Origin of the sequence: Exiguobacterium chiriqhucha RW-2, assembly GCF_000416965.1 — a bacterium.
In the GTDB taxonomy this organism is placed as follows: domain Bacteria; phylum Bacillota; class Bacilli; order Exiguobacteriales; family Exiguobacteriaceae; genus Exiguobacterium; species Exiguobacterium chiriqhucha.
Map to the genome: position 1 here is coordinate 908548 of NZ_ATCL01000020.1, position 20354 is coordinate 928901.

Genomic DNA, 20354 nt, shown 5'->3' on the forward strand with positions numbered 1-20354 from the left:
GGCTTTTTTATTTTCCATATGAAAAATCCTGCCTTCGACTGAAGGCAGGACGTGAATCAATAGAGCGTATACGTGTCTGGGTCGATCGATTCGAGCGACTGCTTGATCGCCTGCAAGAACTGACCGGCGACGAGACCGTCGAGGACACGGTGGTCGACCGACATGCACAAGTTGACCATGTCACGCGCCGCGAACATCCCATTCACCCAAACCGGACGTTTCACGATCGACTCGACCGACAGGATCGCCGCTTGTGGATAGTTCAAGATCGGTGCCGATTGAATCGAACCGAACGCACCCGTATTGTTGATCGTGAACGTGCCGCCACGCATCTCGTCCGCTTTCAAGCGGTTGCCGCGGGCACGGGCCGCGACGTCTTGAAGTGCGACGGCGAGCCCTTTGATGTTCTTCTCGTCCGCATGCTTGATGACCGGGACGTAGAGGGCGTCGTTCGCCGCGACGGCGACCGACAGATGGATATCCTGATGGACTTTGATGTGATCGCCTGCCCATTCCGAGTTCATCATCGGATGCTTCTTGAGCGCCTCGATCGCCGCCTTCATGAAGAACGGCATGAACGTCAGTTTGACACCTTCCCGTTTGAAGAACTCGTCTTTCAACTTGGCCCGGGCCGTGACGAGGTTCGTCACATCGACCTCGATCATGAGCCACGCATGCGGGGCCTCATGTTTCGAGCGGACCATGTTGTTCGCAATCGCTTGACGGACACCTGCCGTCGGAATGAGTTCGACTCGGTCCGACGACCCGTCGGTTACCGGCACAGATGGTGATACGGAAGGTGCCGCGGCCGTCTCAGGTACGTCGAGCTTCGTTTGTGTCATCGTCTCTTGGACCGGCACTTGCGTCGCCGCTTCCGGCTTGACCGGACGGCCTTCCGATAAGTAGCGGAGGACATCTTTGCGCGTGATGCGACCACCGAGGCCACTGCCGTCGAGTTCGTTCAAGTCAATCGCGTTCTCATTGGCGAGTCGGATGACGGCCGGCGAGAAACGACCGTTATTATTCTGTTTTCGTGGTGCGGCCGACGCTACAGTGACCGCTTGCTTCGTCTCGACCGGGGCCGCTTCGACTTGTGCCGGTTCTGCTACCACTTCTGCTTTCGCTGGCGCCGAATCGGCACCTTCGACTTCCATGACGAGGACCGGTGTGCCGACGGCGACCGTGTCGCCTTCACTGATTAAAATCTGTTTCACGACACCGGCACTCGTCGCCGGAATCTCAGCGGTTACTTTATCGGTCATGACTTCGGCGAGCGGCTCATACTCCTCGACGCGGTCACCTGGTTTGACGAGAAACGTTGTGATCGTCCCCTCAGTGACACTTTCCCCGAGCTGTGGCATTTTAATTGTCTGTTCCATATGACCCCTCCTTAAAAGGCGGCGAGCTGACGTGCCCGCTCCGCGATTTTTTCAGGGGATACGATGAAGAACTTCTCCATCGGTGGTGCATACGGCATCGACGGAACGTCCGGTCCCGCCAGACGCTCGATCGGCGCATCGAGTTCGAACAGCGCTTTCTCCGCGATGATGGCCGCGACTTCCCCGATGATGCTGCCTTCCTTATTGTCCTCGGTGACGAGGAGCACTTTCCCGGTCTTCTTGACGGCTTCGACGATCCCTTCTTGGTCGAGCGGATAGATCGTGCGCAAATCGAGGATGTGCGTGCTGATGCCTTCGGCTTCGAGCGTTTTCGCCGCTTCCTGGGCCATGTGGACGCACAGACCGTACGTGATGATTGTGATGTCGTCACCTTCCCGCTTGACGGCGGCCTTGCCGATTTCGACCGTATAGTCGTCAGTCGGAAGGTCGGCTTTCAAGAGGCGGTACGCTCGTTTATGTTCGAAGAAGAGGACCGGGTCGTTCGAGCGGATCGCTGCCTTGAGCAACCCTTTCGCATCGACCGGGTCAGATGGGATGACGACTTTAAGTCCAGGCGTCGAGTTGAACATCGCCTCGACCGATTGGGAGTGATAGAGTGCGCCATGAATCCCGCCGCCGAACGGTGCACGGATGACCATCGGGCACGTCCAATCGTTATTTGAACGGTAGCGGATTTTTGCCGCTTCGGAGACGATTTGGTTGACCGCTGGCATGATGAAGTCGGCGAATTGCATTTCGGCGATCGGACGCATGCCATACATGGCCGCCCCGATCCCGACACCTGCGATTGCGCTCTCGGCGAGCGGCGCATCGATGACGCGGTCCTCGCCGTACTTCTCAATCAAGCCTTGCGTCGCGCGGAATACACCGCCTCGGACGCCGACATCTTCCCCGAGCACGAAGACGTTCTCATCGCGATCCATTTCTTCATGGATCGCTTCATTGATCGCTTCAATAAACGTTTTCATCACATTTCCCCCTCGTACACATGGTCCATCGTCGATTCAGGAGACGCATATGGTGCCTTATCGGCGTAAGCAGTCGCCTCATTGACTTCACGATCGACGTTCGCCTCGATCTCTGCGAGTTCTTCCTCGGTCATGACGCCATCTTCAATCAAACGCTTCCGGAACAATTGATTCCCGTCACGATTCTTAAGGTCGGCCAACTCTTCGACCGAGCGATACGCTTTGTCATCGTCATCCGACGAGTGCGGTACGAGACGTTCGACTTCGGCTTCGATGAGCGTCGGGCCTTCGCCGCGAAGGGCGCGGGCGCGGGCTTCTTTCACGGCGACATAAACGGCAATCGGATCTGTCCCATCGACCGTGACGCCTGGCATCCCGTAACCTTTGGCGCGGTCCGATACGCGCTCGCAAGCGAGTTGCTTCGAGAGCGGTACCGAGATGGCGTACTTGTTGTTCTCACAGAACAAAATCACAGGCAACTTATGCACGCCCGCGAAGTTCGCACCTTCGTGGAAGTCACCTTGGTTCGACGAGCCTTCTCCGAACGAGACGAACGTGACGAGCTCTTCTTTTTTCAGTTTGGCGGCGAGCGCCACACCGACCGCATGCGGCACTTGTGTCGTCACCGGAGACGAGCCCGTCACGATGCGATGCTGTTTCGAACCGAAATGGCCCGGCATTTGACGGCCGCCTGAGTTTGGGTCTTCCGCCTTGGCGAACGCCGACAACATTAAATCGCGAGCCGTCTGTCCGAAGTGGAGGACAACGGCGACATCGCGGTAATACGGAAGAATATAGTCCGTCCCTTTTTCGAGCGCGAACGCCGCCCCGACTTGGGCCGCCTCTTGTCCTTGACACGAGACGACGAACGGGATTTTTCCGGCACGGTTCAATTTCCACATGCGCTCATCGATTTTACGGGCACGGACCATCGTCTCGTACATCGCACCGAGGTCTTGTTTCGTCAATCCTAGTTCCTCATATGAATTCACAGTCATCTGTTCCATTCTGTTTCCTCCTTAGGCGTGAATCGGTAATCCGTCAACGGCCAGTGCCGCTTCTTGGAACGCTTCGCTCAGCGCCGGGTGAGGATGGACGAGTTGGCCCATTTCCCATGCCGTGGCGTTCAAGACGAGAGCGAGTCCGCCTTCTGTGATTAGTTCTGTCGCTTTTGGTCCGACGATATGCACACCGAGCAGGTCGTCCGTCGTCTTGTCCGACACGAGTTTGACGAATCCATCCGCTTGCCCTTCGATACGGGCCTTGCCGAGGCCGTTGAAACGATACGTGCCCGTTTTGACTTCATGCCCCGCTGCTTTGGCACCTTCTTCGGTCATGCCGACCGATGCGACTTCCGGGACCCCATAGACACAACGCGGGATCAAGGCGTAGTCGAGCGGAGTCGGCTCGTGACCGAGAATCGTCTCGACCGCCTTCACACCTTCCGCCGAGGCGACATGGGCGAGTTGAAGTTTGCCGATGCAGTCACCGATGGCGAAGATGTGACGTTCTTTCGTCCGATACTGTTCATCGACTTGGATGACACCGTTCTCGACGACAATCGATGTGTTCTGTAACCCGAGATGCTCCGTATTGGCGACCCGTCCGACCGAGACGAGTACACACTCGACCGAGATCGTTTCTTCGCCGACCGCGAGCGAGACGGCATCGGTTGCTACTTCTGTACGCTCCGGGTCGACGGTGACGTTCTTCAACACACGGACGCCCCGCTTTTTCAGGAGTCGCTCGACTTCCCGTGACACCGCCTTGTCTTCGAGCGGCAACAGACGCTCTCCGACTTCAATCAGCGTGACCGCGACATCAAGGTCGATAAGCATCGAGGCCCATTCGACACCGATGACCCCACCGCCGACGATGGCGATGGATTCTGGCAACCGTTCGAACTGGAGCAGGTCGTCCGAGTTCAAGATGCGTGTATGGTCAAACGGCAGGCCTGGCAGTTCGCGCGGAATCGACCCTGTCGCGATGATAAGCTGGTTCGGCAAGATGAGCTCGGACTCCCCGGATTCGTCTTCGACCGCGACCGTTCCCGGCTGCGGCGAGAAGATGCTCGGTCCCAAAATCGATGCCTTTCCGCGAAACACCTCGATTTTACCTTGCTTCATCAAGTGCTCAATACCTTTTTCTAGTCCCGCGACCAAGTCGCGTTTGAACGACTGGGCCCGCTCCATGTTGAACGAAACGGATCCCGTCTCAACACCGTACGTGCTCCCGTGTTTTGCCGTCTGATAGACGTGGGCCGCTTTCAACAACGCCTTCGTCGGGATGCAGCCTTTATGTAGACATGTCCCGCCGAGTTTCTCGGCCTCCACGATTGCGACAGTTTTCCCGGCTTGGGCCGCCTTGATGGCTGCGACATATCCGCCAGGACCGCCGCCGATGACGACGATCTCAAATTCTCGTGCCATGTGTATCCCCCTCATATTCTCGAACTGCTTCCTCATGTCGGATGGCCCGGAGTGCGCCTTCGGCGAGTGCCTTCAGCTCATCTTCGCCCGGATAGATGTGAACCGGCGCCAAATAGCCGACGCGCGCACTGATTTGCTCGGTCAGCCAAGTCGAATAGGCGATGCCACCCGTCAACAGAATCGCGTCGACGTCGCCGCGAAGCGTGGCGCCATGTTTGGCGATTTCCTGGGCGACGCGGTATGCCATCGTCTCGTAAAGAAGAGCGGCCTGTTCATCGCCATCTGCCATGCGCTGTTCGATCTCGATCGCGTCGAACGTTCCGAGGTGGGCAAACAGCCCGCCTCGTCCGACGATTTTCTGTTTCATTTCCGACTCTTTATACCTGGTACTATAACATAGTTCTACTACCTGTCCAACAGGAATCGAGCCTGCCCGTTCCGGTGCGAGCGGCCCGTCGCCGTCAAGTCCGTTGTTCACATCGATGACTGCCCCTTTGGCGTGGGCACCGACTGTGATACCTCCTCCGAGGTGGGCGATAATCAAGTTAAGCTGTTTGTAATCGCTTCCATTTTCGGCTGCGAAACGTTTTGCGACCGCCTTTTGATTCAAGGCGTGAAAGATGCTGCGACGATTGATCTCCGGCATTCCCGTCGCACGCGCGAGCGGGCCGAGCTCATCGACGACGACTGGATCGACGATGAAATTCGGTACCTGAAATAATTCACCGAGTTTATAAGCGAGTAGTCCGCCCAAGTTCGAGGCATGCATCCCGAAACGACCGCTCGCCAAATCTTCACGCATGAGCGGGTTGACAGCGTACGTCCCCGATGTCATCGGGGCCAGCAATCCCCCGCGACCGACGATTGCGGACAAGTCCTCGCCCGCAATGCCCGTTTCGGCCAATAAGTCCCGCACTTCACGTTCTCGATGCGGGAGTTGCTCCGGAAGTGACAATCCTGTGACGTCGGCCTCGTGACGGACGGTACGAGATAAAATCTCGTCCGCTCCGTCAAACAAGCCGACCTTCGTCGAAGTCGAACCCGGGTTGATGGCGAGAATGAGCTGTCGTGTCATCTCAGCGCCCACCGAGTAAGCTCTTTTCGACTTTCAAGAACTGGCTGCGCGAACGCGACATCATCTGAATCCGCTCCTCTGCCATCTTCTCGGCGGCGACATGCGTCGGTACCCCGTCGCGCTCGGCGATCTCGAAGACGCGCTGCATGTTGTCATAGATGAGTTCGACTTTCTTCATCGCCCGCTCACGGTTATAGCCTTCGAGCTCGTCGGCCACGTTGATGACACCGCCCGCGTTGATGACGAAGTCCGGCGCATACAGAATGCCTCGCTCCTCGAGCACGTCCCCGTGACGATCTTCAGCGAGCTGGTTGTTGGCCGCACCGGCGACGATTTGAGCCTTGAGTAGCGGGATCGTCTTGTCATTGATGATCGCACCGAGCGCACACGGGGCGAAGATGTCACAATCGACCGCATAAATCTCGTCCGGTTTGACGACCGTCGCGCCGAAGTCCGTCTCCGCGCGTTTGAGCGCCTCTTCGTTGATGTCGGTGACGACCAAGTGGGCCCCTTCTTCATGTAAGTGACGGCACAAGTTGTAGGCGACGTTGCCGACCCCTTGGACAGCGACCGTCTTGCCGGCGAGCGAATCCGAACCGAACTTCCATTTCGCTGCCGCCTTCATGCCGCGATACACGCCATACGCCGTCACCGGCGATGGGTTGCCGCTCGATCCGAACGCCGGGCTGACGCCGGTCACGTAATCCGTTTCCATGTGGATGAAGTCCATATCGGCGACCGACGTATTGACGTCCTCGGCCGTGATATAGCGTCCGCTGAGCGATTGCACGTAACGACCGAATGCACGGAACAACGCCTCTGATTTGTCCGTCTTCGCATTGCCGATGATGACGGCCTTCCCGCCACCAAGGTTGAGTCCCGCCGCCGCGTTTTTGTACGTCATCCCTTTTGCGAGACGAAGGACGTCCGTGAGCGCTTCTTCTTCCGACGCATAGTTCCACATCCGCAGCCCCCCGAGAGCCGGCCCGAGTGTCGTGTCATGAATGGCGATAATCGCCTTCAGTCCTGACGCCTGGTCTTGGCAAAAGACGATTTGCTCATAGTCCTCGGCCTGCAAGACGTCGAAAATTCGAAAGCGTGGTTCCATGTTTGTTTCCATCATTGATGATTCCTCCATAAAATTTATTTTTTAGCGTGCAAGAGCGCGAATGCGAGTGAGTACAGTTTGGCCTCGGCCGTATCGGCCCGGCTCGTTAAGACGACCGGTGCGGCTGCGCCGACGACAATCGCCGCCACGCTCGCTCCGGCAAAGTACATCATCGACTTATAAAGGACGTTGCCGACCTCTATGTATGGGACGAGCAATAGGTCGGCTTGTCCGGCGACCTCACTCTCGATGCCTTTTTGTTTGGCCGCGACCATGTCGACGGCGTTATCGAGCGCAAGCGGTCCGTCGACGACACATCCTTTGATTTGGCCGCGACGGTTCATTTGGGCGAGCAGCGCCGCGTCTGTCGTGGCGGCCATCTGTGGATTGACCACTTCGACGGCGGCGATGGCAGCGACACGCGGTAGCTCGTACCCGATGTCTGTCATCGCATCGACCGCATTGGCGATGATGTCCACTTTCTCTTCGAGCGTCGGCGCGATATGGATGGCCGCGTCGGTCACACCGATTAATCGTTCCCGGTTCGGGATTTGAAATAAGGCGATATGGCTGAGCGTCCGGTTCGTCCGGAGTCCTGCCTCGCGGCTGAGCACAGCTTTCATGAACGTCGACGTCGCGACCATTCCTTTCATGAGCACATCCGCTTCTCCTGTCTTGACCGCGAGCGTCGCTCGTTTGGCAATCTCTTTATCGCCTTTGACGTGGATGATATCGACCGCGTGATCTTCGATGCCGTGCTCGTCGCATAATCGTTTAATCTCCCGGGCATCTCCAATCAATTTAAATCGAGATAGACCGTGATCGGTCGCGAGTTTGACGGCGCGAATGACCTCCACATCGGCGGCCCCGGCAATCGAGACGGTGCGCCCGTCCAACTGCTTCGCCTTTTCGAGCATCCGTTCAAAATTCATGCATGTCCCCCCTTGCCTGTCTTCATCTACTAACAAGCAATTTTGTTTCCACTTTTGAAAGCGCTTTAATAGGTCGTATACTCTGCACTTTTTTGCGTGGTATGAAAAAAAATGCAGGTAATTTATTGCATACGTTCAAGTTTATTATACAGCGTCCGAATCGAAATGTGTAATCGCCGGGCGGCCTCTGACTTGTTGCCGTCCGCCTCTTCGATGGCCCGTTCAATCAAATCACGCTCATAGCGCGACACGGCATCCTGTAACGACAGCGCGTCGGTCGGTCGGGCCGATGCGACGCGCGGTGACAACTGTAGGTGGTGCGGCGCGATCCACTGCTCGGAACTCGCCATATAGATGATCGCCCGCCCGAGGACATTCTCGAGCTCTCGGACGTTGCCTTTCCAATATTGATTCTTCAACAGCTCGGTCGCCTCGCGGTTCACCCCGCGCACGCTGCGGCCGTACTCTTGATTCAGCTTGCGGACGATGCGTTCGCAGAGCGGCTCGATTTCTTCGAGCCGGTCCCGGAGCGGCGGGATGTGGATCGGCATCCGGTTGATCCGATAATATAAGTCTTCACGGAACGTGCCGTCCGCCACTTTTTGTTCAAGGTCGGCGTTCGTCGCCGCGATGATGCGGACGTCGACCGGAATCGCATTCGTACCCCCGACCCGCACGATTTCATGCTCCTGCAGGACACGGAGTAGTTTGACTTGGACATCGACCGGCAGTTCGCCGATTTCATCTAAGAAGAGTGAGCCGCCATCGGCCTCTTCGAAATAACCGACCTTCCCACCACGTTTCGCCCCACTGAATGCGCCGTCCTCGTAGCCGAACAACTCACTCTCGAGGAGCGTGGGGGAGATGGCCGCGCAATTGACGCGGACGAATTTCTTGTATTTGCGCGGGGACTCACCGTGGATGGCGTGGGCGAACAGTTCCTTGCCCGTCCCCGACTCCCCGCGAATAAGGACGGTGACCGGCGTGACCGCGGCGAGGCGGGCCTGTTCGATGACGAAGCGCATCGCGTCGCTCGACGCGATGATGTCGGCGAACTGGTATTTCGCCTCGAGGTTGCGGATGCGTGTCTTCGCTTCTTGCAGCTCGTCACGGAGCGCTCGGATTTGAGACACGTCCCGGATGACACCGACCGACCCGCGCAACTTCCCTTCGACGATAATCGGTTCGGCATTGACGAGAATGTCGCGCCGCGTCGCCCCGATTTGCATCCGGATATCGCGGACTCCTTGCCCGGTCGACAGCACTTTCAAGTGGACACTCTCCTGCATGCCGATGTCGGCCGTCGCCGGCTTGTCGACGACGTCTTCTTTCTTGAATCCCGTCAGTCGCGTATAGGACGGGTTGATTAAAATCGTGTTCCCGTTGTGATCGGCGACCGAGATGGCCTCGCTCGTACAGTCGATAATCGCCTCGAGCATCTGTTGATTTTGCTTCAGCCGTTCGACGACGATGCGGATGAACTCGCCGGGCAAGACGACCGCGTCGGCGAAATGTCCTTTCAATTCATCGAACGTCTCGGAGCGGCCCGTCGTCTCGATCACGAAATCGAGACGCTTGTCGGCACATGCCCGCCAATCCTCCGCCGTCATAATCCCCTGGTTCCGCGCGAGTTGCATCCCTTCGGCCGTCTGTTCCGGGTCGATGACGGCGACGACGGTGACGAGCGGCGAGTCGAGCAACATTTTCAGCACTTCGGTCCCGCCTTTTCCCGCACCGACAATCATCAATCGTTTATTCATTCTGAAATCCCCCAATTTTACCGTTCTGCATTCATGCTACTGAACCTGAACTGATTTCGCAACCTCACAAAAAAGGCCGTGTCGAGCTATGTGTTTTCTGGTAAACTTATGAGTGTTAAGGAGGAGATCCTATGCGCATCATCGCACTGTTGATCTTAATCATCCCTGGCCTCTTCGGTGTCTATGGCATCAAGTTACTTCGCGACAGTTTCTTCCTCAAGACGAGCGTCCCGTTCTCTTGGATCGAGTCGGTGGCAGCCGCCTCGATGTTACAAGGAACGTTTGGACTGTTGATTGCGATGGGCGGGATCGGTTTCGTGGCAGGTTATATCTTCAATCGTGACAAGAAAACAGGCAAAGTCCCACGAATAGATTCTTGAACACAAAAAAAGGTTCCCTAACTTGACTTCATTTCAAGTGCGGAACCTTTTTATTCGTATTGAATTGTGATCACTACGGATGATCTCCTCTCCTACTTGCTACAATCTTGTGACATGAGGGTCCAATGGTCTTCTTAATGAAGAAGTTTGAAAGAAATTAGTAACTGCCGTCTTGCGTGAACGGAAACGTACCCATTCGAGTTACTAACGATTATTCATCGGGTCATGTCGAACCATCCATCGTGAAGTCGAACGCTTGCCATAAACTGTTCAACGGTTGACAACACTCCTTTTGGTCAACTGAACGATTCGTTTTCCCCGGTCACGGTCCCTAGCTTCGAACTCGATGCCGGAATCGCCTCGCGAATGAGCGTACGTCGCGACCTCTCGTCGGGACGATGACGATTTGAGATGTCGTTCCCACCTCTGAGCTATTGACGGATAGCGGTCCGAGATGATTTCTTGCTCTAACACGTTCCGGAACACGTTAGAAAGCGTTCATCTGACGCTCGTCCAAGTAACTTGGTACACCTTTATTATAACAAGTTCCGCATGATTTGCAAGCGCTTTCTTTCACAAAGTAAAAGAAAATCAGGAGGCGGGCCTCCTGATCGATTATTGCTGTTTAAACGATTGATACGTGACGAAATACGAGATGAATTCCGAGTTTTTCGGACTGCGCTCGCGCTCGGGGCGACCGTTGAACATCTCGTGGTCCCGCATCCCGTTCTCCCACGCCGTCTTGATGGCGTGGCGCATCGCCCGCTCGACGCGGGACGAGGTCGTCTCATGCTCTTTCGCGATCATCGGATAGAGCTCCTTCGTAATCAATCCGAGCAGCTCCTGACGCTCTCGGACGTAGACGACGGCTTGGCGGATATATTTGAACCCTTTGATGCGCGGCGAGATGCCGAGTTGTTGCAGCAAGAGCGAGATGTCGAGTTCTTCCGGCGACATCGCTTCGAACTCACGGCTCGAACCGGCAGCGAGTTCGCGGATTTTCGTGATCAATTGTTGAATGTTGAACGGCTTGACCAGAAAGTAAGAAGCGCCGAGTTGAACGGCCTGCTTCGTGACTTCATCTTTCCCGAACGCACTGAGCATAATCACTTCTGGTTTAGCGTGCGCCAATTCCGTCTGTAACCGTTCGAGGACGCCGATGCCGTCTAAGTGAGGCATGATGATGTCGAGCAACAGCACGTCCGGCTGGTGTGTCTTGACGACGTCTAAGCATGCCTCGCCGTCGTAGGCGGTCCCAACGACTTTTAAGTCGTCTTCGGACTCGAGTTGGCGGGTCAACAAATCGACGATTTCTCGATTGTCGTCCGCGATGCATAATGTAATCAATTAAGACACCCCTTCGATAAACTTCCGTTTTAATTGGAGAGACATAGTGAGCAGTTCCTCCACGTGTTGTTTCGTCAATTCCGTCATCTGCGCCCCAGCAATCATCCGTCCGAGCTCATCGACCCGTTCGGCATGCCCGAGCGTCGAGACGTTCGTCTTCGTGCGCTCATCCGTCTCTGTCTTCGTGATATACAAGTGTTGGTCCGCCATGGCGGCCACTTGAGCCAAATGGGTGATGCAGAGCACTTGTGACCCGACCGACAACCGGAAAATCTTCTCGCCCATCGCTTGAGCGACCCGTCCCGACACGCCTGTGTCGACTTCGTCGAAGATGATGGACGCGACACCGACCGTGCGCGAGAAAATCGACTTCAACGCGAGCATGACGCGGGATAGTTCTCCGCCTGAAGCGACTTTGGCGAGCGGCTTGAACGGTTCGCCGACGTTCGTCATCATATAGAACTCGACTTGGTCGAGTCCGTCTGCCTTGAACGGCCCTTCTTTGAACCGGACTTCGAACTGGGTCTTCTCCATATACAATTCCTTCAATTCACGCTGAATCGCTTTCTCGAGCTCGGTCGCCGCTTGTTTGCGGGCCGCCGATAACGCCAGTCCGGTCGTACGCACTTTTTGTTCGAGCTGGGCGAGCCGGTCCGATAGTTCTTGCAAGTGTTCTTCCCGATTCGTCATCGATTTTAACTCGTCGGCGATTTTTTCCCCATACGTGATGACCTCGTCAATCGTGGCCCCGTATTTCCGTTTCAACTGTTGGAACAAGGCGAGCCTCGTCTCAATTTCATCGAGCCGAATCGGATCAAATTCGAGTGAATCGAGCTGATCGCGCAACTGGAATTTGGCGTCCTCGAGCAAGAAATAAGCGTTCGAGATCGTTTCGGCCATCGGCGCGAGCGAAGTCGACAATGAGGAAGCTTCCTCCATCTCGCGCATGGCGATCCCGATTTGATCGAGACCTTTCGCCTCATCCGCGACGGCCTCATACGATAACCGGACGTGCTGATGAATCCGCTCGAAGTTGGCGAGCTCGTTCCGTTCCTCGGTGAGCGCCTGTTCTTCCCCGACCTTCAGTTCGGCCGCCTCAATCTCATTCGTCTGGAACGCGAGCAGGTCCATGCGCTGGGCCAGTTCTTGTTCGCTTTGACTCAATCGTTTCAACTCGTCGGCGACGTTCTTCCAATCGACGTAAGCCTCTCGATAACGTTCGAGGAGCGGGGCGAGCTCGGTTTCGGCAAAACTATCTAAAATGCCGAGATGGTATTCGGCATCCATCAAGTGCTGGTGCTCATGCTGGCCATGAATATCGACGAGCAGCCGTCCGAGCTCGCGAAGCGTCGACAGCGGCATCATCTTGCCGTTGACACGGCAAACACTCTTTCCGCTACTATGTAGGTCGCGGCGCAAAATGACGGTCCCTTCTTCAATCTCGATGCCGTATTGGGTCGCCGCCTCGATGATCGGATGGTCTGGTTCGACGTTGAACAGCCCTTCGATCTCCGCCTTGTCTTGGCCATAGCGGACGAACTCGCTCGAGCCGCGGCCCCCGACGAGCAGGCCGATCGCATCGAGCAAGATTGATTTCCCGGCTCCGGTCTCACCCGTCAATACGGTCATCCCACGTTTGAACGTGATATTCAGTTCATCGATGATCGCAAATTGTTTGATCGATAGTTCTGCTAACATACGATAGTTCACCTCATAACATTCCGAGTAGTCGTTCGATGATTCGCTTTGCCTGGTCTTCGTCGCGGGCGATCATCAAAATCGTATCATCGCCACACACCGTCCCGATCAATTCATCCCATGACAAATGGTCAATCAAGACACCGATTGCATCCGCATTGCCCGGTAATACTTTCATGACGACCAAGTTTTGGGCCGAGTCGACCGAGACGAAACTGTCGCCGAGGATCCGTTTCATCTTGCCGTACGGGTTGAAGCGTTGATCGGCCGGAAGGCTATACTTATAGCGCCCGTCGTTGAGCGGTACTTTCACGAGATGGAGCTCTTTGATGTCCCTTGACACTGTTGCCTGGGTCACTGGATATCCAGAGCGATGCAGCTCGTCGACGAGCTCGTCTTGCGTCTCGATTTCACGGTTTGTCACGATTTCTCGAATCTTAATCAAGCGCTGTCCTTTATTCATACTCGCTGACACCTCATTTTATGTTTCACATACTCAGTATCATTCTAAAGTATTGTCGAAAAAAGGTCTAGCATTCACAGGATGATTTCCCCAGTCGGTCGCATTCGCGCATGAAAAAGCTGCAGACGAAACGTCTGCAGCTCAAGCGTTCTTCTTTAATTGCGCGTGCGCGGCGTCGATGACCGCGTCCACGTCGATGGCTGGGTCGACACTGCCGACACCGGTGAAACGGGCGAACAATAAGAATTCGATATTCCCATCCCCACCGGTGATCGGTGAAAAGTCGAGTCCCGCGACTTCGAATCCTTCCGAGGCGAAGTAACGGACCATGTCGTCGACGACCCGTTCATGGATGGCGCGGTCCCGGACGATGCCTTTTTTGCCGACATCGGCCTTCCCGGCCTCAAATTGCGGTTTGACGAGCGCCATGACGATGCCGTTAGGCTTCAAGATCGTCTTCAACGGCGGAATCATGAGCCGAAGTGAGATGAACGAGACATCGATCGTCGCGAAATCCGGCGTCACCGGGAACTGGTCAGCGGTCGCATGGCGGAAGTTCATCCGCTCCATGACGACGACACGGTCATCGCTCCGAAGTTTCCACGCCAACTGGTTATAGCCGACGTCGACGGCATACATTTGCGTGGCCCCGTTTTGGAGCGCACAATCGGTGAAACCGCCTGTCGATGAGCCGATATCGATGCCGATGTTACCAGCCACATCGAACGGGAAGACTTGGAGCGCTTTTTCCAGCTTCAGTCCGCCCCGTCCGACGTATGGCAACACTTGGCCTTTCACTTCGAGCGGAATGTCGTCGAACACTTTGTCGCCCGCCTTGTCGAGCCGTTCGGTCCCGCTATAGACGAGCCCGGCCATGACAGACCGCTTCGCCTTCTCTCTCGTCTCCGCTAAGCCGCGGTCGACGAGGAGCACATCTAATCTAGTTTTCTTTCGTTTTTCCATAGTTCCTCACACATTCTGTCGATTTGTCACTTGAACGAACTGCTGAACCGAGTCAGCGATTTGCGTCGGACGGAGCCCGATTTCTTCGAGTAGCTGATTGACGCCGCCGTGTTCGATATAGCGGTCCGGAATGCCGAGTCGGAGCACACGCGGGAACTGCCCAGCATCGCTCGCATGTTCGAGCACGCTGCTGCCGAAGCCACCGGCGAGCGCCGCTTCCTCTAACGTGACGATCGGGATGCCTTCCGCATATAAAGCAGAGAGCATAACATCGTCGAGCGGTTTAATCGTCCGAGCGTTGATGACGCGGACGCTCACTTGTCCTTCAAGCAGTGCGCGTACTTCGAGCGCGTCTTGCACTTGTGGACCGAACGTCAAGATGGCGACGTCCGTCCCGTCTGCAACCGTCTCCCAGACGTCGAGCGGCAATTCGCGGAGCGTCTCGCTCATCGGTGTGCCGATTCCTTCACCACGCGGGAAGCGGACGGCAATTGGACCATCATCATACTTCAGCGCTGAATAGACAAGATGTTGCAACTCTTCCTCGTCTTTCGCCATCAAGATGCGAATATTCGGGACATGACGCATAAAGGCGATATCGAATACCCCTTGGTGCGTCTCCCCGTCCGCTCCGACGAGACCAGAACGATCGATTGTGAAGACGACGTTCAAGTTTTGACGGCAAATGTCGTGCACGAGCTGATCATAGGCGCGTTGGAAGAACGTCGAATAAATCGAGACGACCGGCTTCAAGCCTTGTGTCGCCTGTCCTCCGGCCAATGTGACCGCATGCTGTTCGGCGATGCCGACGTCAAACATCCGCTCCGGGAATTGCTTGTTGAAGCAATCGAGTTTCGAGCCGACGCTCATCGCGGGTGTGATGAGTGTCACGCGCTCGTCCGTCTCGGCAACTTTCGTGATCGTCTCAGCGACGACCTTCGAATAGCTCGGTCCTTTGACCTTGCCTTTGATGACTTCTCCCGACTCGATTTTATACGGTCCGAGGCCGTGCCACGTGCCGACACCATCGAGTTCGGCCGGGCGATAGCCCTTGCCTTTTTTCGTGATGACGTGGACGATGACCGGTCCATCGATTTTCTTGGCATATTCGAGCGTCTCAAGCAGGTCGCGTAAATCGTGACCGTCTGTCGGTCCGAAGTACGTGAATCCGAGCTCTTCGAAGAACGTCCCCGGGATGAGCGCTGATTTCAACATATCCTTCACACGTTCCCCGCTCCGTTCGAGCGAGTTGCCGACGATCGGGATATGTTTGATGAGCGTTTCGACTTCCTCACGGGCGTGTTTCAGTTTACGAGACGAGCGCATCCGACCGAGCATATTGTGCAAGGCACCGACGTTCGGGGCGATTGACATCTCATTGTCGTTCAAGATGACGATGACGTTTTGTTTCTCGGCGCCGATATGGTTGAGTGCTTCGAGCGCCATTCCCCCTGTGAGCGCCCCGTCCCCGATGATGGCGATGGCCCGGTCGTTCGCGCGCCCTTTCAATTCGTTCGCGATGGCGATTCCCATCGCGGCCGATAAGGACGTCGAGCTGTGCCCCGTCTCCCAGACGTCATGATCACTCTCACAACGCTTCGGGAACCCGCATAAGCCGTTGTATTGACGGAGCGTGTCGAACTGACTCGTTCGTCCTGTCAAGATTTTGTGGACGTAGGCTTGATGCCCCACATCCCATACGAGTTGGTCTTTCGGACTGTCAAATACACGGTGCAAGGCAAGCGTCAATTCGACAACCCCTAGGTTTGGTCCCAAGTGCCCTCCCGTTTCAGCCAATTTTTCAATCAAAAACCGTCTGATGTCCGCTCCGAGTGCTTCTAACTCGGGTACCGACATCTTTTTTAAGAATGACGGGTCTTGAATGGATGTCAAGTCCATGATGACCATCCTTTCTCCTGTCTTATTACTGATTCGTACCTTACATTTTACAAGAATGTGTCCATAGATGCTATACATTCACAAAAACAAAGGTGACACGATGTGCTCATCGTGTCACCGAGATTAATGATTGCGCTGCACGACGAAGTCGAGAAGCTCTCGTAAACGGGGGGCCTCGACCGATAGTTCGGCCAATGCGGCCTCACTTTCCGTGACTTCCCGTTCGAGCGCTTGCTTCGCCCCATCGAGCCCGAGCAGTTTCGGATACGTCGCTTTATCGTTGCCTTCGTCCGAACCGACCCGCTTCCCGATGAGCGCCTCGTCTCCTTCGACGTCTAAAATATCGTCTTGGATTTGGAAGGCGACACCGAGATGTTTCCCGAAGCGAACGAGCGCCTGTCGGTCCGCCAATGGGGTGTCCGCCAAAATCGCGCCTGCTTCGAGGGCATATACGAGCAGTGCCCCCGTCTTTCGCTCATGAATCGATTGCAAGGTCGACAGCGACACGCCGGCGCGTTTTTCGGCGAGCATGTCATCGAGCTGACCACCGACCATGCCGGCGCTACCGGCCGCTTCACTGAAGCGGGCGATGAGCGCGACGCTCTTCACTGGTTCGAGCTCCGCATGGGCCAGAATCCGAAACGCGTCCGTCAATAGGGCGTCGCCTGCGAGAATCGCGGTCGCCTCATCGAACTGACGGTGATTCGTTGGACGCCCACGCCTTACGTCGTCATCATCCATCGCCGGAAGGTCGTCGTGGATGAGGGAGTACGTGTGGACCATCTCGAGAGCGACGGCCGCTTCATGACCGAGCGCCCGCGGACGTCCGTATGTATCGAGGACGGCATAAAGGAGAGCCGGACGAATCCGTTTTCCCCCTGCCTCGAGTGAGTACGTCATCGATTGGAACAAACGGTCCGGCATCGACGACGCGTCAATGAGACGGCGTGTCGCCGTCTCGACTTCCTGTTTCCACTCTTGAAGATAGGCTTGCGCGCTCATACGGTGCCACCCTTTTCACGGAGCGTCCCGTCGAGTTCGAGAATCTCGTCCATCTTCTGTTCCGCGGCCATCAGTTTGGCCTGACAGAGTGCCGACAAGCGGACACCTTCCTCATAGAGGGTCATCGCTTCTTCAAGGGCGACTTCTCCTGTCTCGAGTTGCGTCACGATTTCCTCGAGGCGGGCGAGTGCCGCTTCAAACGTCTGTTCTGCTTGTTGTTTCGCCATCATGTCTCTCCTTCACTTCCGCAACGGCTTGGCCATCCCGAAACCGGATTGTCACCAGGCCGTCATGTAGTTGTTTGACATCTTTCACGTACGTCCCATCCTGCTCAATCAACGTATATCCTCGAGCGAGCACGGCGAGAGGACTGACCGCGTTCAAGCGACCGACTTGGGCTGCAAAGCGGTCCGTCGGTCGTTCGAGTGGGCGGATGCGCTTGAGGCGACCGTCGAATTGTCGGTGTGTCTCCTCGTTGCGACGAAGCGTCTGCGCCAGCTTTCGGACATCGAGCTGTTGTCGGGACTGGGCAAGGCGATGTTTGGCATGTGTCACTTGTTTCGTGACACCTTGTTCGAGCCGAATCTCGGCTTGTTCGAACCGCTCCCGCTTTTGTGTGAGCGTGAAGCGGGGCGACTTTAAGCCGTAACTGTTCGTCGCCCGACCGAGCCGTTCCCGAATCGAGGACATCTGATTCGTGACGGACCGGGTCAACTGGGCCGTCAATCGTTCGACGTCTTTTCGTTGCGCCTCGATCGTCGCTGTCGCGAGCTCTGCCGCCGCTGTCGGTGTCGCGGCCCGCACGTCGGCGACAAAATCAGCCAACGTGAAATCGGTCTCGTGCCCGACGGCCGAGATGACAGGAATCCTAGATTCGTGAATCGCTTCGACGACGACGTCCTCGTTGAACGCCCATAACTCTTCAATCGATCCGCCACCTCGGCCGACGATTAACACGTCGCAATCGGTGCGTTCGTTCATCCACCGAATCGCGCTCGCCACTTGCGGGGCGGATTGATCGCCCTGGACGGCGACGGGCGCGAACGTGATGGCCACGTGCGGCGCACGTCGTCTGAGTGTCGTGGCGATATCGTGGAGGGCCGCGCCTTTCGGCGAAGTGATTATCCCGATTCGCTCCGGGAAGGCCGGCAGCGGACGTTTCCGTTCCGCTGCGAACCATCCCTTCGCCTCGAGTTCACGTTTTCGTGCCTCATACCGTTCGAACAAGATCCCGATGCCGTCCTGTCGCATCAGTTCGACGTACAGCTGGATGTCGCCTGTCGACTCGTACATCGTCACGCGGGCGACGACGATCACATTCATCCCGTCTTTCGGTTCGAAGTTGAGCGTCCGGGCGTCACGAGAGAACATGACCGCCTTCATCCGCGACGATTCGTCTTTGAGGGTGAAATAACAGTGCCCGGAGGCGTACCGTTTGAAGTTCGAAATCTCGCCGATGACGGCAAGTTGTTGCAGAATCGGGTCATCGTCGAGCTGTCGCTTCACGTAGCGGACGACTTCGGAAACTTGAATCGGATTAGCCACGAGAGGCGACCTCGACCGTGTTGTGCATGAGCATCGTAATCGTCATCGGGCCGACACCACCCGGAACAGGGGTGATGGCGCTCGCGACATCACGGACACCTGCAAAGTCGACGTCCCCGACGAGACGACTGTCGACGCGGTTGACACCGACATCGATGACGATCGCCCCAGGTTTGACCATGTCAGCTGTGACGAGACCGGCCCGACCGACGGCGACAATCAAAATATCGGCCTGCCGTGTCATCGCCCCGAGATCATTCGTCTTCGAATGGCAGTAGGTCACGGTCGCGGATTCGTTCAAGAACAGCATCCCGACCGGTTTCCCGACGATTTGGCTGCGACCGACGACGACGACGTGCTTGCCGACCAAGTCGGTCTGCGTCTTGACGAGGTGCAGAATCCCGTGCGGTGTACATGGCAATAGCGTCTCGAGACCGAGCATCATCTTTCCGACATTCGTCGGATGGAACCCATCCACGTCTTTGTCCGGTGAGATGCGCATAATGACGCGATTCTCATCGATATGCTTCGGCAACGGCAACTGCACGAGAATACCGTGCAACTCGTCGTCCGCGTTCATCGAATCAATCAGTTCGAGCACTTCACGTTCTGAAATCGTGTCATCGAAGCGAATCACTTGCGAATCGATGCCGATGTCAGCCGCTGCCCGTTCTTTCCCCCGGACGTAGCTGTGGCTCGCCGGATCATCCCCGATTAAAATGACTTTCAGTTTCGGTACGATGCCGCGTGCGCGCAGCGCACTGACCCGTTCCTTTAACGTCTCCCGATATGATGCTGCGATTTGTTTCCCGTCGATCACTACTGCCATCTCTCTCATCCCCCGTTGTCTTAGGTTTCTCTGTAGTTGGTGTGGTGTCTTCTCTATTTGTTTAACAGACCGTAATGCTTGTCTTCGCTTACGCTTTGATGATGTTACCGAGCACGCCGTTGACGAGCTTGGCCGCTTCTTCATCGGCGAATGATTTGGCGAGTTCGACCGCCTCGTTGATCGTCACTTTGTCCGGAATCGTCTCGACGTAGAGTAACTCGTACGTCGCCATGCGAAGAATCGTCCGCTCGACATTTCCAAGACGATCGAGTCTCCAGTTTTTCAAGTTTTCGATGAGCAATTCGTCAATCTCATCTTTCTTTTCTAACGTCTCAACGACGAGTTGTTCGTAGAATGGATCCGACTCCATGCCATCGAGGGCAAATTCGATGGCCTCGTCTACCTCAAGTTTTGATACTTCGATTTGAAAAAGCGTTTGAATCGCTTTTTCCCGTGCTTCATGACGTTTCATTCAGATACTCTCCTTTTGCATGCTTTCATTGTGATAGTTTAGCATAAAGCCTCCATAAATTCAGTACAAAAAACCAGGAAGCCC

The 20354-nt window shown here is 55.9% G+C and carries 19 protein-coding genes; 1 reads left to right on the forward strand and 18 read right to left on the reverse strand.

Annotation, left to right across the window (positions count from 1 at the left end; translation table 11 throughout):
- Nucleotides 1-56: 56 nt before the first annotated feature.
- From M467_RS28795 to M467_RS28830, 8 genes are all read right to left on the reverse strand, one after another.
- Nucleotides 57-1379 carry a dihydrolipoamide acetyltransferase family protein gene (locus M467_RS28795; RefSeq protein WP_021067685.1) on the reverse strand — a complete coding sequence of 441 codons (1323 nt, stop codon included), beginning with the start codon at nt 1377-1379 and terminating at the stop codon, nt 57-59.
- A gap of 11 nt (nt 1380-1390) precedes the next feature.
- Nucleotides 1391-2368, reverse strand: coding sequence for an alpha-ketoacid dehydrogenase subunit beta (locus M467_RS28800; protein WP_021067686.1), 978 nt, complete (start codon nt 2366-2368; stop codon nt 1391-1393).
- Nucleotides 2368-3366 carry a thiamine pyrophosphate-dependent dehydrogenase E1 component subunit alpha gene (locus M467_RS28805; RefSeq protein WP_029595280.1) on the reverse strand — a complete coding sequence of 333 codons (999 nt, stop codon included), beginning with the start codon at nt 3364-3366 and terminating at the stop codon, nt 2368-2370. Before M467_RS28805 ends, M467_RS28800 begins: the two co-directional genes overlap by 1 nt.
- Before the next feature lie 21 nt (nt 3367-3387).
- The gene (gene lpdA, locus M467_RS28810) at nt 3388-4797 is read right to left on the reverse strand and encodes a dihydrolipoyl dehydrogenase (protein WP_021067688.1); all 1410 of its coding nucleotides are present in this window, start codon (nt 4795-4797) and stop codon (nt 3388-3390) included.
- On the reverse strand, nt 4781-5872 hold the full coding sequence (gene buk / locus M467_RS28815; RefSeq protein ID WP_029595278.1) for a butyrate kinase: 1092 nt from the start codon (nt 5870-5872) through the stop codon (nt 4781-4783). Before buk ends, lpdA begins: the two co-directional genes overlap by 17 nt.
- Nucleotide 5873: 1 nt before the next feature.
- Complete coding sequence (locus M467_RS28820) at nt 5874-6995, reverse strand: Glu/Leu/Phe/Val family dehydrogenase (protein WP_021067690.1); 1122 nt, start codon at nt 6993-6995, stop codon at nt 5874-5876.
- Nucleotides 6996-7015: 20 nt separating this feature from the next.
- A complete protein-coding gene (yqiS, locus tag M467_RS28825; RefSeq protein ID WP_021067691.1) occupies nt 7016-7912 on the reverse strand; it encodes a phosphate butyryltransferase in 897 nt (298 codons plus the stop codon).
- 122 nt (nt 7913-8034) lie between these two features.
- Nucleotides 8035-9672 (reverse strand): sigma-54-dependent Fis family transcriptional regulator, encoded by a 1638-nt coding sequence (locus tag M467_RS28830; protein ID WP_021067692.1) that lies wholly within the window; start codon nt 9670-9672, stop codon nt 8035-8037.
- Nucleotides 9673-9803: 131 nt separating this feature from the next.
- Between M467_RS28830 and M467_RS28835 the strand changes: the two genes are divergently transcribed.
- Nucleotides 9804-10052: a DUF2627 family protein gene (locus M467_RS28835; RefSeq protein ID WP_021067693.1), complete on the forward strand. Its 249-nt coding sequence runs from the start codon at nt 9804-9806 to the stop codon at nt 10050-10052.
- A gap of 615 nt (nt 10053-10667) precedes the next feature.
- Here the strand turns inward: M467_RS28835 and spo0A are convergent.
- The 10 genes from spo0A to nusB form a co-directional block, all read right to left on the reverse strand.
- Nucleotides 10668-11399 carry a sporulation transcription factor Spo0A gene (gene spo0A, locus M467_RS28840; RefSeq protein WP_021067694.1) on the reverse strand — a complete coding sequence of 244 codons (732 nt, stop codon included), beginning with the start codon at nt 11397-11399 and terminating at the stop codon, nt 10668-10670.
- Complete coding sequence (recN, locus tag M467_RS28845) at nt 11400-13097, reverse strand: DNA repair protein RecN (protein ID WP_021067695.1); 1698 nt, start codon at nt 13095-13097, stop codon at nt 11400-11402.
- 13 nt (nt 13098-13110) lie between these two features.
- Nucleotides 13111-13560: a transcriptional regulator AhrC/ArgR gene (gene ahrC, locus M467_RS28850; protein ID WP_021067696.1), complete on the reverse strand. Its 450-nt coding sequence runs from the start codon at nt 13558-13560 to the stop codon at nt 13111-13113.
- Nucleotides 13561-13701: 141 nt separating this feature from the next.
- Entirely contained in the window at nt 13702-14523 is an 822-nt protein-coding gene (locus M467_RS28855; RefSeq protein WP_029595275.1) for a TlyA family RNA methyltransferase, read from the reverse strand.
- 6 nt (nt 14524-14529) lie between these two features.
- Nucleotides 14530-16422 (reverse strand): 1-deoxy-D-xylulose-5-phosphate synthase, encoded by a 1893-nt coding sequence (gene dxs, locus M467_RS28860; RefSeq protein WP_029595274.1) that lies wholly within the window; start codon nt 16420-16422, stop codon nt 14530-14532.
- A 123-nt stretch (nt 16423-16545) separates the two neighbouring features.
- On the reverse strand, nt 16546-17424 hold the full coding sequence (locus M467_RS28865) for a polyprenyl synthetase family protein (protein WP_021067699.1): 879 nt from the start codon (nt 17422-17424) through the stop codon (nt 16546-16548).
- Nucleotides 17421-17651, reverse strand: coding sequence for an exodeoxyribonuclease VII small subunit (gene xseB, locus M467_RS28870; RefSeq protein WP_021067700.1), 231 nt, complete (start codon nt 17649-17651; stop codon nt 17421-17423). Before xseB ends, M467_RS28865 begins: the two co-directional genes overlap by 4 nt.
- Nucleotides 17620-18969 carry an exodeoxyribonuclease VII large subunit gene (xseA, locus tag M467_RS28875; protein ID WP_021067701.1) on the reverse strand — a complete coding sequence of 450 codons (1350 nt, stop codon included), beginning with the start codon at nt 18967-18969 and terminating at the stop codon, nt 17620-17622. Before xseA ends, xseB begins: the two co-directional genes overlap by 32 nt.
- The gene (gene folD / locus M467_RS28880; RefSeq protein WP_021067702.1) at nt 18962-19798 is read right to left on the reverse strand and encodes a bifunctional methylenetetrahydrofolate dehydrogenase/methenyltetrahydrofolate cyclohydrolase FolD; all 837 of its coding nucleotides are present in this window, start codon (nt 19796-19798) and stop codon (nt 18962-18964) included. Before folD ends, xseA begins: the two co-directional genes overlap by 8 nt.
- Nucleotides 19799-19886: 88 nt before the next feature.
- Nucleotides 19887-20270: a transcription antitermination factor NusB gene (gene nusB / locus M467_RS28885; RefSeq protein WP_021067703.1), complete on the reverse strand. Its 384-nt coding sequence runs from the start codon at nt 20268-20270 to the stop codon at nt 19887-19889.
- Nucleotides 20271-20354: the final 84 nt, after the last annotated feature.